The 15,443-nt window shown below is 39.4% G+C and carries 13 protein-coding genes; 10 read left to right on the top strand and 3 right to left on the bottom strand.

Going from position 1 to position 15,443, the window contains the following annotated elements; genetic code table 11:
• Window position 1: 1 nt before the first annotated feature.
• From Q0093_RS11395 to Q0093_RS11405, 3 genes are all read right to left on the bottom strand, one after another.
• A complete protein-coding gene (locus Q0093_RS11395; RefSeq protein WP_297930531.1) occupies window positions 2–649 on the bottom strand; it encodes a DUF5683 domain-containing protein in 648 nt (215 codons plus the stop codon).
• A gap of 76 nt (window positions 650–725) precedes the next feature.
• Complete coding sequence (locus tag Q0093_RS11400) at window positions 726–1,613, bottom strand: ParB/RepB/Spo0J family partition protein (RefSeq protein ID WP_009319610.1); 888 nt, start codon at window positions 1,611–1,613, stop codon at window positions 726–728.
• Between the two features lie 51 nt (window positions 1,614–1,664).
• Entirely contained in the window at window positions 1,665–2,429 is a 765-nt protein-coding gene (locus Q0093_RS11405; protein ID WP_022390364.1) for an AAA family ATPase, read from the bottom strand.
• 290 nt (window positions 2,430–2,719) lie between these two features.
• On the opposite strand from Q0093_RS11405, the gene surE reads away from it, so the two are divergent.
• The 10 genes from surE to Q0093_RS11455 all read left to right on the top strand — a co-directional run bounded on the left by surE (window position 2,720) and on the right by Q0093_RS11455 (window position 15,438).
• The gene (gene surE, locus Q0093_RS11410) at window positions 2,720–3,505 is read left to right on the top strand and encodes a 5'/3'-nucleotidase SurE (protein ID WP_297930535.1); all 786 of its coding nucleotides are present in this window, start codon (window positions 2,720–2,722) and stop codon (window positions 3,503–3,505) included.
• Between the two features lie 9 nt (window positions 3,506–3,514).
• Complete coding sequence (locus Q0093_RS11415; protein WP_294177288.1) at window positions 3,515–4,297, top strand: M48 family metallopeptidase; 783 nt, start codon at window positions 3,515–3,517, stop codon at window positions 4,295–4,297.
• Between the two features lie 26 nt (window positions 4,298–4,323).
• The gene (locus Q0093_RS11420) at window positions 4,324–4,638 is read left to right on the top strand and encodes a GNAT family N-acetyltransferase (RefSeq protein WP_297930538.1); all 315 of its coding nucleotides are present in this window, start codon (window positions 4,324–4,326) and stop codon (window positions 4,636–4,638) included.
• Between the two features lie 732 nt (window positions 4,639–5,370).
• Window positions 5,371–5,856, top strand: a complete 486-nt coding sequence (gene argR / locus Q0093_RS11425; protein WP_297930541.1) for an arginine repressor — start codon at window positions 5,371–5,373, stop codon at window positions 5,854–5,856.
• Window positions 5,857–5,939: 83 nt separating this feature from the next.
• Complete coding sequence (locus Q0093_RS11430) at window positions 5,940–6,500, top strand: GNAT family N-acetyltransferase (RefSeq protein ID WP_294177292.1); 561 nt, start codon at window positions 5,940–5,942, stop codon at window positions 6,498–6,500.
• A gap of 29 nt (window positions 6,501–6,529) precedes the next feature.
• Complete coding sequence (locus Q0093_RS11435) at window positions 6,530–7,732, top strand: argininosuccinate synthase domain-containing protein (RefSeq protein ID WP_297930545.1); 1,203 nt, start codon at window positions 6,530–6,532, stop codon at window positions 7,730–7,732.
• Between the two features lie 64 nt (window positions 7,733–7,796).
• Entirely contained in the window at window positions 7,797–8,765 is a 969-nt protein-coding gene (gene argC, locus Q0093_RS11440; RefSeq protein WP_294177297.1) for an N-acetyl-gamma-glutamyl-phosphate reductase, read from the top strand.
• A gap of 18 nt (window positions 8,766–8,783) precedes the next feature.
• Window positions 8,784–9,908, top strand: coding sequence for an aminotransferase class III-fold pyridoxal phosphate-dependent enzyme (locus tag Q0093_RS11445; RefSeq protein ID WP_297930548.1), 1,125 nt, complete (start codon window positions 8,784–8,786; stop codon window positions 9,906–9,908).
• Between the two features lie 770 nt (window positions 9,909–10,678).
• A complete protein-coding gene (locus tag Q0093_RS11450) occupies window positions 10,679–14,014 on the top strand; it encodes a SusC/RagA family TonB-linked outer membrane protein (RefSeq protein ID WP_297930551.1) in 3,336 nt (1,111 codons plus the stop codon).
• 23 nt (window positions 14,015–14,037) lie between these two features.
• Window positions 14,038–15,438, top strand: coding sequence for a RagB/SusD family nutrient uptake outer membrane protein (locus tag Q0093_RS11455; protein ID WP_297930554.1), 1,401 nt, complete (start codon window positions 14,038–14,040; stop codon window positions 15,436–15,438).
• Window positions 15,439–15,443 lie beyond the last annotated feature (5 nt).

A 15,443-nucleotide genomic window follows, 5' to 3' on the forward strand; every position in this document is an offset into this window, starting at 1 on the left:
TTTAAAAAGTTATCGCACATTGCAACCCCAATGAAGTACTCGAAAACGGAGTAGGCTCCATTACAGCCGGAAGCAAATGCATCGAAACGTCAGGAGTAATGTCAAAATGATATAATTGTGCATCGACATAAGCATCGATCATGGCCACGACATAAACCCCGATCATAGATATAATACATAAATCCCGATTACGACGGTAAAAATCCTTTTTCCGTTTCATCGCACTTTTCAGCCATTCGGTATTCGATTCGATCCATTCTTTATCATTCCTACGGTTATACGGAAGAAAATTTATATAACTATCGGTAGTCGGATCACTATCCATGACATCCCGATATGCCTGAGAATAATCGGTATAATATCTGCCATTCCATGAGACGGCATATGTCAATCCCATAAACCCGCCTATTACAATCGGCAATTTCCAATATCTCCGGTTATAAATCTGTCCTAAACCCGGGACTAATGCCGATAACCAAACGGCTTTCATCGGATCGGGGTTGAACACGACACTATCTCTACGGTCGACCTCCAATCCGGTAGTATCGACAACATCGATAGACCTCTCTTCTGTACCGATGACATAAAGAGAATCTTTTCCGGTAGAAACTTCCGTCTGTACTTGAGCCGATACCGGGACAACCGACATCGGGATTAAAAGACATATAATTAAAAAGATCCCCAGTATCTTATGTCTGTATATGTAATATATCCCTGTCAAAATACTATTTCAATTTATCAAAAATAGCGATCAAACGTTCCAACTCCTCCTCATTTTTAAAAGGAATACTAATCCTTCCTTTTCCCTCATCGTTACAAGTAAACTGAACTTTTGTATTAAAAAATGAAGAAAGATGTTTTTTCAGAATATCATATTCTTCGCGTGAAGTAGGACGAGAAGGAACTTTCGGCTTTTTCGCCTCTTCTATCGAATGTCCTTCGGAAAGACTTTTCACAATTTCTTCGACTTTACGCACAGAATAACCGTTCTCTTGTATCAATTCATATACTTTCAACTGAAGTGCCGGGTCATCGATCGACAGCAAAGCCCGCGCATGCCCCATATCCAGCAATTTGTTCTTCAGCCCCATTTGAATTTCGGCCGGCAGTTTCAACAAACGCAGATAATTAGCAATAGTCGTCCTTTTCTTACCGACCCGATCGCTCAAACGTTCTTGAGTCAGATTATACTGTTCGATCAATTTCTGAAACGTCAATGCGATTTCGATAGAATTCAAATCTTCCCGTTGAATATTTTCTATCAGCGCCATCTCCATCATCGTTTCATCTTCTGCTGTACGCACATAAGCCGGAATAGTTTTAAGACCGGCCATAATAGAAGCCCTGTAACGACGTTCTCCGGCAATGATCTGATAAGTTCCGTCCGATATCTGGCGTAAGGATATCGGCTGTATAATACCCAATTCTCGAATAGATGTAGCCAGTTCCGACAACGCTTCCTGATCAAATTCCCGTCTGGGTTGATCCGGATTCGGTTTTATTTTTGAAATTTCTATTTCATTTATCGACGAAGACCCTTCCGTTTTCACCTCATCCATCGTAATGAGTGCATCGAGTCCACGTCCCAAAGCGTTTCTTTTAAATGTAGCCATAGTATGTCGCCCTTTTATACCTGCCGGGCAAGACAGGTTTATCTTATAAAATCAACTCTCTCTTTCGATCAACTCTTTTGCCAGTTGCATGTGATTAATACTTCCGCGAGAATCCGGATCGTACAATATCGCCGGGATACCATGACTGGGAGCTTCGCTCAACCGGATATTCCGCTGAATAACGGTAGTAAACACCATATCCCTGAAATGCTTCTTCAACTCTTCATAAATTTGATTGGCAAGTCTTAGCCGAGCATCGTACATAGTCAGTAAAAAGCCCTCTATTTCCAGTGCCGGATTCAATTTGGATTTGATAATCTTAATTGTGTTCAATAATTTACTGATTCCTTCCAATGCAAAATATTCGGCCTGAACCGGAATAATAACCGAATCCGCAGCGGTTAAAGAGTTGACGGTTATCAAACCCAACGATGGAGAGCAGTCTATCAAAACATAATCATATTCCCGCTTGACCTCATCCAACAACCGAGACAACACTCTCTCCCGGTTTTCTACATTCAAGAGTTCCAATTCCGCACCGACAAGATCGATTCTCGAACACACGATGTCTAATCCTGAAACACAAGATCCGACAATCGCTTCACGTAAAGAATTTCCACCGATCAGACATTCATAAATCGATACAGAAACCGTACGAGGATCGACCCCGAGTCCTGAAGAAGCATTTGCCTGTGGGTCGGCATCGATCACGAGAACTTTTTTGTCCAACGCGGCTAATGATGCGGCCAAATTGATCGAGGTAGTGGTTTTCCCTACTCCCCCCTTTTGATTGGCAATAGCAATAACTTTACCCATAACACAAAATTTTATCGGGAACAAAGTAACCGTTTTTTATGTTCTGCTATTTATCAGCACACAAAAAAATGTCCCGATTGTTGATAAGTCGGCTTTATTGTTAATAACATCAATAAGATTCCGAATATACGTAAAGTGCTCACTCATCGTGACAAAGATAAATAAATTTGACGGATACTACTGTGCCTTTCAATTAATTTAGCACTCGAATAAACTACACGTTAAAAAAAGCGGCCTGAAAAATGTTTATTTTGTACATTTGCATACGAAGAACCTGACAATTAAAATATATGAAAGTCCCAGCTACAGAAAAAAGACCGCTTATTTTAGTAACGAATGATGACGGAATAGAAGCAAAAGGTGTCCACGAACTGGTAAAAATGATAGAAGATTTGGGGGAGATCGTAGTTGTAGCTCCGGATAGTCCCCGTTCCGGTCAATCAAGCGCATTATCTGTCGGTATTCCTTTAAGGCTCAATTTGATCGAACATTACAGAAACATATCTTTCTACCGGACAAACGGCACACCGGTCGATTGTGTAAAACTTTCTATGAACCAACTGTTCGACCGCCGGCCTGACCTTCTATTATCCGGAATCAATCACGGTTCGAACTCTGGCGTCAGCATCGTTTACTCGGGAACGATGGGTGCTGCTTTGGAGGGTTGTATAATCGGAATCCCCTCTATCGGTTTTTCTCTTGCCAGTCACGAACCGAATGCAGATTTTTCACCTTGCCGGGAAATCGTAAGGGAAAGCTGTAAAAAAGTTTTAGAAAAAGGGCTTCCGCCTTCGGTCTGTCTAAATATCAATATTCCGGCGATTCCTCATCCGGAAGGAGTTCGCATCTGCCGTCAGGCTCAAGGTTACTGGACCGAAGAGTATGACCACCGTATCGACCCGCACGGAAAAGATTACTATTGGCTGACCGGCCGTTTTATGAATTTAGAACCCGAGAATGAAGAAACCGACGAATGGGCACTTGCTCATGGCTATATCTCGATAGTTCCATGTACCTGTGACCAGACGGCCTATTCTGTTATCCCGGAAATAAACGATCTTTTATCTTCAAAATAATCCCGGCTTATGAAAAAAATCGCCATATCGTTTATTATTTTTATCATGCTCGGATGCAGCAGCGTACCGCTGACCGGCCGAAGACAGCTCAATCTCGTTTCTGATCAAGAAGTCCTTTCTTTAAGTAACCAAAGTTTTTCGGACTACATGAAAACGGCAAAAGTATCGACAGACTACATGAAGACACTGCAAGTCACACGTGTCGGGCAACGCATTGCAAACGCCGTCATGAATTTCCTGCAGAACAACGGTATGGCAACCGATGCCGCCTCTTATAATTGGCAATTCGTGCTGGTCAACGATAATACGCCGAATGCGTTTTGCATGCCCGGAGGAAAAGTCGTCGTAAATACCGGCATACTTCCCTACACTCTCGATGATGACGGATTAGCTGTCGTTCTCGGACACGAGATAGCTCATGCAGTCGCCAAGCATAGCAGCGAACGAATCAGCCAACAAATGCTCGTCCAATATGGTGGAATAGCGTTAAACACTTTGATGCAAAACAAGTCTGATGCAGCACAAGCTCTGGCAAACCAAATATACGGTGTCGGAACACAAGTCGGTGTCATGCTGCCTTATTCTCGTAAGCAAGAATCCGAGAGCGACCGCATGGGACTCATTTTTATGGCGATGGCCGGCTACAATCCCGAAAAAGCCCCTGCATTTTGGGAAAGAATGGCAACTCAAGGATCTTCCACTCCCGAATTTTTAAGTACCCATCCATCTGATGCCTCTCGAATAGCGAATCTGAAAAAATTAGTCCCCGAAGCGATGAAATACAAAAAATAAAAAAAATTCAGTTCGATAAAAGACTCATGCAAATAAGAAAAATGGAAGTAAAAGACATCGAAGATGTCATGCAACTATGGCTGCAAACCAACCTGAAGACTCACTCCTTTATTCCCGAACACTATTGGCATGATAATTTTAATGAGGTAAAATCGGCACTATCCGAAGCCGAAATATATGTCGCAGACCAGAATAAAAAGATCGTAGGATTTATCGGTTTTGTTAATAACTACATTGCAGGAATTTTCGTTTCCGAACACATGCAATTGCACGGCATTGGGAAACAATTGCTGAACACTGCAAAAGAACGATATATAGCTTTACAACTACACGTTTATTAAAAAAATCTCAAAGCCATAGAATTTTATCAAAAACAAAATTTCAAAATTGTAGAAACCCAAATTGACATACATACCAGAGAAGAAGAACTTTTCATGGAATGGAAAAAATAAAATATTATTAAATCATTTGGCAACTATTTTAGCTTTACTATATAATTGATTTAAGAGCCTGTCTAATTTTACTCGGATCTGATTTGAAAGTTGCTTTTGAGGATGCTTTTCTGTTTTTACTTGTCGGATAGCCGGCTATCCGACAAGTAAAAACGGGGAAAAGAGCGAAAGAACGCAAAAACGACCGGATAATATTTTTTACCGGAAAGTTTAGATAGACTATAAGCCTTCTTTGTGTTTTCCTTCTATAAAACCTACCAATCGATATTTCTGCAAAATTATTCAATTTCAACAACCACAAAGCAGAATATTTTCTGCATAAAACAACAAAATATCGATTTTATTCAAAATAAATTCAGATTTTATGCAATAATAAAACTTTTATTCTTACATTTGCATCAGAATATAGCATAATTATACAAATGGAAAATTTCTACTTTATAATTAGAAGCTATTTCAAATCTTATTTCAATACTGTTCCGAAAGTTATTTCGGTGCATTTTTTATTTTCTAAAAGCATAAAACGCTATAAGAAACGAAACATAAATATTGAAAACAGACATAATAAAAAGGTACTATAAGATACAGAGAAGGACAGACTTGCAAAAAAGGAATAATCTTATGAAAAATAAAGTCGATAGGTTACAAGCAATTAAAGAAATCATTATTTCATACAAAATCAGTAGTCAGGAAGATTTACTAAAGCAACTCACAGAAAGAGGTTTCGACCTTACTCAGGCGACACTTTCAAGAGACTTAAAACAATTGCAGATTGCCAAAGTTGCAGGTAAAGACGGAGGCTACCTTTACGTTATGCCCGAAACTGCGGGAATCGGCAGACTGGCCGACACAAAAAATCGACATCACTATGCAGGCCCGGTATCCGGATTTCTTTCTATCGAATTCTCTGGACAATTGGCAGTCATTAAAACACGTCCGGGTTATGCCAGCGGAATAGCTTGGGACATAGACTCTCACTCCGCTGAAGAAATATTGGGAACGATTGCAGGAGACGACACGATATTATTAATCTTACGTGAAGGAATTACGCGATCCCAAGTATTGGAAACTTTAAAAACCATAATCCCTTCTATCGACGGAGAATAAAAAAGAGATATTATATTAACATATTAAAATGACCCGATGCGCCTGTTTATTCTACTTAAAAACAGACCAAAGAACAAAAGAAAATGGAAGATACAATTGAAGTAATTGTAGCAAGCGAGAAGCACTTGTCGTATGTAGAAACGATTCTCGATACGATCGAGAAAGCAGCGAAAGTTAGAGGTACCGGAATTGCAAAACGATCACCGGAATATGTAAAACAAAAAATGCTCGAAGGTAAAGCCATTATCGCTCTCGATGGAGATAAATTCGCAGGGTTCTGCTATATCGAAAGCTGGAGTAACAAACAGTTTGTAGCCAATTCCGGACTTATTGTCGTAGAGTCATATCGAGGACACGGACTGGCAAAGCGAATCAAAAGAAAAGCATTCGAACTTTCACGATCCCGTTTCCCGGATGCAAAAATTTTCGGACTTACAACCGGATTGGCGGTTATGAAAATCAACTCGGAATTAGGATACCGTCCGGTAACATTTTCCGAACTTACAGATGACGAGGCATTTTGGAAAGGATGCCAAAGCTGTGTAAATTATGACATATTGCAACGAACAAATCGCAGGATGTGTCTGTGTACGGGAATGCTCTTCGACCCGCACGCCGAAGAACATCATTCCGAAAATAAATAAACTACATCTAAATATAAAATACTCTCGATATGAAAAAAGAAAAAGTTGTTTTAGCATTTAGCGGAGGATTAGACACATCTTTCTGCGCCAAATATCTGACAGAAGACTGCGGCTACGAACTATATACGGCAATCGCAAATACCGGAGGATTCAGTAAAGAAGAACTGAAATCGATAGAAGAACGCGCCTACAAACTGGGTGCGACAAAACATGCCTCTCTCGATATAACACAAGAATACTACGATAAAAGCATAAAATATATGATATTCGGAAATGTTCTCAGAAATGGGACATATCCGATCTCAGTCAGTTCGGAGCGTATTTTTCAGGCAATTGCCATTATCAATTACGCCAAAGAAATCGGAGCTGATTATGTCGCCCACGGTAGTACTGGTGCAGGAAACGATCAGGTTCGTTTCGACCTTACATTTCAAATATTAGCTCCTGAAATAAAAATACTTACTCCGACACGAGACATGACCCTCACCCGCGAATATGAAATAGATTATCTGAAAAAACACGGATATGAAGCTGATTTCAAAAAAATGGAATACTCCATCAACAAAGGATTATGGGGAACGAGTATCGGAGGAAAAGAAACGCTGAAAAGCGACCAGACCCTTCCCGAATCGGCATATCCTTGTCAAATGGTTGCAAAAGGAGAAGAAACCTTGACAATAGATTTCAAAGAAGGAGAAATCGCGGCAGTCAATGGGGAAAAATATGATGACAAAGTCGCCGCAATACAAGCAATTGAAAAAATCACTGAAAAATATGCGATCGGACGAGATATGCACATCGGTGATACGATCATAGGTATCAAAGGTCGTGTAGGTTTCGAAGCAGCAGCTCCTATGGTAATCATCAACGCCCACAAAATGCTCGAAAAACATACTCTTACCAAATGGCAGCAATACTGGAAAGATCAAATCGGGACATGGTACGGGATGTTTTTGCATGAAGCCCAATACCTCGATCCTGTAATGCGAGATATGGAAGCTTTTCTACAAAGTTCCCAGCAAAATGTCACCGGTCGAGTTATCATCGACCTGAAGCCGTACCGCTATGTCTTGGTAGGTGTCGAAAGCGATTTTGATCTTATGAAATCCGATTTCGGAGAATATGGAGAAGTGAACAAGGCATGGACAGCTGATGACGTAAAGGGATTCACTAAAATCTTGGGTAACCAAATGAAAATTTACCATTCGGTATTGAACAAAAATAAAAAGTAAATTTTTAATAAACCAAAAGCAGAAAAGGATTTATCTTTTTCTGCTTTCTTCCCAATAGTATAATATGATAAAAGCAGGAATTATAGGCGGAGCAGGCTATACAGCCGGAGAATTAATTCGTTTATTAATAAATCATCCGGACGTTGAGATCGGATTTGTCAACAGCAGCAGTAATGCCGGAAATAAAATTACGGACGTTCATTCAGGACTTTTCGGCGAAACAGACCTGACTTTTACTTCCGAACTTCCTTTTGACGAAATCGACGTATTATTTTTCTGTACAGCACACGGAGACACAAAAAAATTCATGGAAGCTCATACTCTTCCCGAAAAATTAAAATTAATAGACCTCTCTATGGATTTCCGGATAGAATCTTCCGAACATGATTTTATTTACGGTCTCCCTGAACTAAACCGGAAACGCATAATCCGGTGCAATCGGGTTGCCAATCCGGGATGTTTCGCTACTGCTATACAACTGGCTTTGCTTCCGTTAGCAAAAAATTTGCTGCTTAATAATCCTGTACACATCCATGCGATAACCGGATCGACAGGTGCTGGGCAAAAACCTTCGGCAACATCTCATTTCAGTTGGAGAAATGATAATGTCTCGATCTATAAACCTTTTACACATCAACATCTGGCAGAAATAAAACAAAGTCTAAAACAACTTCAAAACAGTTTTGATACCGATTTGAATTTTATTCCGGTACGGGGAAATTTTTCAAGAGGGATTTTCGCCACTCTTTACACGGACTGCCCGGTAGAACTCGATGAAATAAAACGAATTTACGAAGAGTATTACGACGATCATTCTTTCGTGTTCATCAGCGACAAGAATCCCGATCTGAAACAAGTCGTAAATACAAACAAATGTTTACTTTATTTAGAAAAATTCGGGAATAAATTGCTGATTACCTCTTTGATCGACAACCTTCTGAAAGGCGCATCCGGACAAGCGGTTCACAATATGAATCTACTTTTCGGTCTGGAAGAAACCGTCGGTCTGAGACTCAAACCTTCAGCATTTTAACATAATAAAAAATTCACTATGAAACTATTCGATGTTTATCCTCTTTTCGATATAGAAATAGTCAAGGGGAAAGGTTGTTACACATATGACTCAAAAGGAAACGAATACCTCGACTTGTATGGCGGACATGCTGTAATCTCGGTGGGGCACACCCATCCCTATTACACTCAAAAACTTACCGAACAGGCTCAAAAACTTATATTTTATTCGAATTCGGTAATCAATAAACTTCAAATAGAACTGGCAGATAAATTGGGAAAACAATCAGGATACGACGATTATTCGCTGTTTCTGATCAATTCCGGTGCAGAAGCGAACGAAAATGCACTCAAACTTGCCTCTTTCCATACAGGAAAAAAGAAAGTCATCGCTTTTAAAAAAGCATTTCACGGACGTACATCGGCAGCGGTAAAAGTAACGGACAATCCTAAAATCGTTGCACCTATCAACGATACATTCGAAGTCAGTTATCTAAACCTAAACGACATCGACTCCGTAAAAACAGAAATAGCCAAAGGCGATGTATGTGCGGTTATTATCGAAGGAATACAAGGAATAGGAGGAATACAAGTTCCTAAAATAGATTTTATGCAACAACTCCGGGAAGTATGTACTCAAAACGGAGTAGTCCTCATTCTTGACGAGATACAATCGGGATACGGGCGAAGCGGTAAATTTTTTGCACATCAATATGCCGAAATAAAAGCCGATCTCATAACTATGGCAAAAGGGATGGGAAACGGTTTCCCGATCGGTGGCGTACTGATAAGCCCCATGTTTACTCCGGCATACGGGATGTTGGGAACGACTTTCGGAGGAAATCATCTCGGTTGTGCTGCAGCAATAGCCGTACTCGATATTATGAAAAAAGAAAATTTAGTAGAAAATGCGGCCAATACAGGTAACTACCTGATCAATGAATTAAAAAAGATTCCTCAGATCAAAGAAGTACGAGGAGAAGGTCTCATGATAGGCCTTGAATTTGAACAACCGGTAAAAGAGATCAGAAGTAAACTGTTATTTGAACAGAAAGTATTTACAGGAGTTTCAGGTACAAATGTAATACGACTACTACCCCCATTAATACTCACGACCGATCAAGCCGATATATTTATCGAACGTTTGAAAAAAGTATTGAATTAAGAAAACCTGAAGAGGCTTTTATAGCCTATCTAAATAAAAAACCTTTTATCCGAAGATTTGATTTCGGATAAAAGGTTTTTATTTATAAACAATAAGTAATAAACTTTTTTTATTATATCTATTCAAATAGGACACAACTTAGACAGTAAATCCCGACAAAATTCTAAATCTTTATACCAAAATCACCTTTTTGCAATAATAATAATGTTAAAATAGATATTTTTGTTTGTTTTACAACAATATAAATATATTTTTGTAAAAACAAGAAATTACATAGGAAATAAAATATTTTACAAACATAACAAAAACAACCTACAAAATTTCACATTTATGAACACCAATGATAATTTCTTATAAAAGACTAAATATCGCATACTTTCATTTGTTTCTTAGAGCCTGTTTAAGATTTTGCACAGACGCTTTTGAGAGATTCTTTTAAATTTTTTTGTCCCGAAAAAAGTGTAGCAAACTATATACATGGCGTACAAGATCAACAGTCCGGACATATAATTTTATCAGGAAATTTAAACAGCACTTAATTAAAATATTTCTTATTAGATTAAATCAGAACTTAAATTAACCACAATAACCAAATAAACGAACGTTTATTTTTACTCTAAAGCCAATAGATAACCGAGCTTTTATAAAAAGGTTATTTTTCGATATAAATACTTATATTCTAAATAATTAAAAGAGAAAAGATACAATTCATAAAAAAAAGTCCAAATAAACGTTCATTTATTTGGATAATTTTAAAAGCCAAAGCCGAAATGATCAAAAAATTACTGTTTATTTTACCACTATTCTTTTTTTTCTATTTCACAATTACCTTAGCCGCAGACAAACATTACATTCGAGGAAAGGTCATCGATGAATCGGGGGAAAGATTATCCGGTGTAACAGTCCGGGTAAAAGAACAAAAATCTATAGGAACTTCAACTGACGATAAAGGAGAATTCTCGATACTCCTGCCCGAAAACGGAAAGCATCTCTTGTTCACGTACATAGGAATGAATGACAATACAGTTGCTGTTTCATCCAAAACTTCCTATATAACAGTGCAAATGGAGATTCAATCGACAGAGACGGAACAAGTAGTTATAACCGGTTATGCACAAACGACAACAAAAAAAATGACCGGTTCTGTCGGTATAATAGACGGCAAAAAACTTGCCAATCAACCACAACCCAACATCGATGCACTTTTACAAGGTCAAATAGCCGGAGTATCGGTTTCTGCGACAAGTGGACAACCGGGGAAAGAACAAAAAATCAGAATTCGAGGTACAAATACACTGACCGGAGATGCCGACCCATTATGGGTAATAGATGGTGTTCCTATGCAGAACAGCGTTCCTGAAATATCCTCATCGGAAATTAAAACAGGAAACTTCGATAACATGTTTATAACCGGAATTGCAGGAATAAATCCGAATGACATCGAAAATATCACAATTTTGAAAGATGCGGCAGCAGCAGCTATTTACGGTTCAAGAGCTGCCGGCGGAGTTATTATCGTAACTACCAAAAAAGGTCAGGCCGGCAAGATGAAAATCAACTATTCGGCAAACTTATCGGTCGTCATGCCACCGCAAAAAGATAATAACCTGATGAATTCTAAAGAAAAACTAATATACGAACAGACATTATGGGACGAATTCTCTGCCACCGATTTTGCTGCAGGAAAGACGAACTATCCGGTAATAGGAATAGTGGGAATTATACGATCCGGGAAAGGCAAATTTCAAGGTTGGACAGAACAAGAACAAAATTCTTATATAGATCAGCTCGGAAGCATAGAAACCGACTGGTATGACGAACTATTCCGCAACGCAATATCGACAAACCATCATCTTTCTCTAAGCGGAGGAACGGAAAAAGTAACCTATTACACCTCTTTAGGATATACCCATGACGCAGGACTGGTAAAAAAGAACGATTATGACCGTTACAATTTTACTACAAACCTAAACATCTCTCCCAGTCAAAAAATAAAAATAAATTTCGGGATCGATGTTTCCTATCTCAACTCGAAAGCTCCGGCTCTCGAAAGTGTCGATCCTTTTAAATACGCCTACTTCGCAAATCCTTATGAAAGCCCGTATAATGCGGACGGTAGCTATCGTGCAGACGAAACATATTACAGCTTAGGGGAATACAATAATCTTACCGGATCTTACAAAGCACCTTATATTCCTGCCTGCGGATTCAATATCATGCGTGAAATGAATGAGACCGAAAGCAATACGTCAAATACCAGCACATCGCTACGCGGAGGGTTGGAATGGAAAATCATACCCAAACTAAAGTTTGAAGGATTAGCTTCTTACTCCTTCTCCAATAATAATTCAGAAAGCATTTATGGTGCAGAAACAAAAGCCGCATTCGATAATCGCCTTTCGGTTGACAGTCAGAGTCGTCGTGAGTACGCTTCTATCGCTCAAAACAAAGCATCCATGAACAGTTATATGGTAAGGGGACATTTCGCCTATTCCGACAATTTCGGGAAAAATCACGCTTTGTCTATTTTAGCCGGAGCAGAATTGAGAGGTTCTACCTCCCATACATTATATAGTAAGCGGTACGGTTATGACCCGATTACCGAAAATAATACAACTCCGTTGCCCGACCCGAACGGTGTCGGATATGAAAAACTGAAAGAGTATCTGGCAGCTCTTGATTTGGCATCCGGACAACTGGAAGACGAGCAACGGTTTGCATCCTTCTATGCTTCTGCCGACTATTATCTGATGAACAAATATATCTTCAACGTATCTTTCAGAACCGACGGAAGCTCAAACTTCGGAAGCAAAGAACAATTCAATCCGACTTGGGCTCTCGGAGCTGCATGGCATTTAGGAGAAGAATCTTTTATGAAATTCTTAAAACCGGCAGTGAATCGGATAACTCTCCGTGCCGCAAGTGGATTTACCGGAAACATCAGCCGTGCCGCAAGTCCGCAACTGATTATCGAATATTATGACAATTACCGAAATCTGAATAACAACATTTATCATATCGGGAAAGTCGTAGGTGCTCCGAATCCCAAATTGCGATGGGAAAAAACACAGGATGTAAAAGCCTCTCTCGATTTCGGACTTTTCAACGATCGATTGAGCGGCATAGTCGAAGCATACTATCGTAAAAGTTCGGACGTCGTTACATCAGAAAGAGTGCTCACCACGACAGGATATCCTACACAAAAATACAATACCGCAAAAATTAAAAATCGAGGCATTGAAGTAACACTGAACAGCATACCGGTAAAAACAAAAGATTTCAGCCTGAACCTATCCGTAAACATGGCTCTCAACCGGAACATCGTGAGCAAATACAATCCTCCCTATCGAAACAGCAGTACCTCTTATAATGCTGAAATGCTCGAAGGATTCCCTACCGACGGTATTTTCAGCGGCAAATGCACGGGAATCGATCCAGAAACAGGATTATATAATTTCGAACTCCGTCCGGATGCCGTAATCCGAACAAAAGACGATCTTCATCTTCCGGACAACTATCTGTTTTATTTGGGGACTCCGACCTCCCCTCTTACCGGAGGTTTCAGTTTAAGTGCAGACTATAAAGAATTCCGCTTGAGCATAAATGGAGTCTATTCAGTCGGAGCAAAACAATTCGAATATATTCGTCCTCCCGTTTCGTATTCCAGTACAGAATACGGACAAGAAATCACGGTAAACGAAATGGTACAGACTTTTCAAAACGACTTATTCACACAATATCTCAATGTCAACCGAGACATGTTTAATCGTTGGACACCTGAGAACAAGACAGATGCCTCCGCTCCGCGCTTGTGGAATCCCTATACGGCAGATTACGGATTCAGTCGGCAATATCCGACAGAAACAGCAATCACCCAAGGTGCATTTCTCACCAAGCTCTCTTATCTCAGAATTAAAAATATTATTCTCGGATACAAACTTCCCAAAAAATACATACAACGGTCTAAAATCTCCAATCTCGATTTTTCTCTATCGTTGAATAATTTCTTGACAATTACGCAATACAAAGGAATGGACCCAGAAACTCCGGGCGCAACATACCCGATATCCCGTTCTGTTACCTTCAGCGTTAATATCGGATTTTAAGATCAATATAGAAATAAAGAAATATGAAACATTTCAAATGCACATTATTAGGAACTCTCATTTTGTTCACGCCTGCATGCACAGAATACCTCGACGTAAAACCTAAAGGAAAAATAATTCCCGAAACCGCAGAAGACTTTTCCACGATCATTCATTATTGGCTCGACCGTGTAGAAACAGGACAAGATGAAGAGATTCTCGGCAATGCGACCAACCTTATACTGCAAGAATTTTATTCAGACAATTTAGACGCGACTTTAGCCTCCTTAGTAGAAGGGTTTACGATAAACGGATATACCCCTCTATACATAGGCGAAAAAATAAATTCGGTACAAAGCGAATACTCCAACAATTACTCGGTAATCAAAGATTGCAATATGATAATCGGAGAAATGAAAGATACCGAATCAGAACTGGCAAAACAACTCTTAGGAACAGCTTGGGCGATACGAAGCATCTGTTATTATAACTTATTGATCCGCTTTTGCGAGCCGTATAATCCGATCTCGGCTGAAGATAAACTCGGACTCCCCTTAATTGACCGCTTCGACATGGAAGCAAAACCGTCCAGATCCGACTTGAAAACAACAGTCTCTTTCATAGAAGAAGGATTTAAAAACGCAATACGATACGATATAAGCAACACAGACTACATTTTCACATCGGATGTCGCAAAAGCATATCTGACAAAACTATATTTCTGGACTCAGCAGTGGGAAAAAGCAATTCAGTATGCAGAAGAACTGCTATCCAAATACCCGATGTTAGAAGCGAATCGGTATGAAGAAGTCATGCAAAATAAATTTACCCAAAGTTCCAACTTTATTTTAAATCCCTACACCTCAGAATCTTCTTTAGGTTCTATGGCGGTTACAAATGCTTTTAGCGATTCCAAAACACGTCCGGTAAGCAGAGAAATGGCTGAATCTTTTTCAGAAAAAAATGATGACATTCGTTATACTGTTGCATTCAACAAAAAACGGGTAAACAATAAAACGATTCTTTTCAGAATCCGAAGCGAAGAGATGTGCCTGATTGCTGCCGAGTCTTATGCCCATTTAAACGACACAGAAAACGCCATACGTCAATTAAATGCCCTTCGCGAAAAACGAATCATACAAAATTTCATCCCATACACAGAAGAAAACTTACCGGAAATATATTCCCAACTGATCACTGAAGATGCAACCGGTAAACCGATAGACAAACTAATGTCGGCAATCTTATGCGAACGTCGTAAAGAATTCTACATCGAAGGCGACCGATGGTTTGAACTGAAACGAAACGGTCGTCCGGAGTTTTGGGTCGCCAACAACGGGAAAAAATATGTAAATGAAAAATATTTATATACCTACCCCATAAATAAGTCCGATATAGACCTTTATCCGGGACTGGTAATACAGAATCCGGGATACGAAGAATAAAAATC

It is taken from the genome of uncultured Coprobacter sp. (assembly GCF_947855755.1).
Classification (GTDB): domain Bacteria; phylum Bacteroidota; class Bacteroidia; order Bacteroidales; family Coprobacteraceae; genus Coprobacter.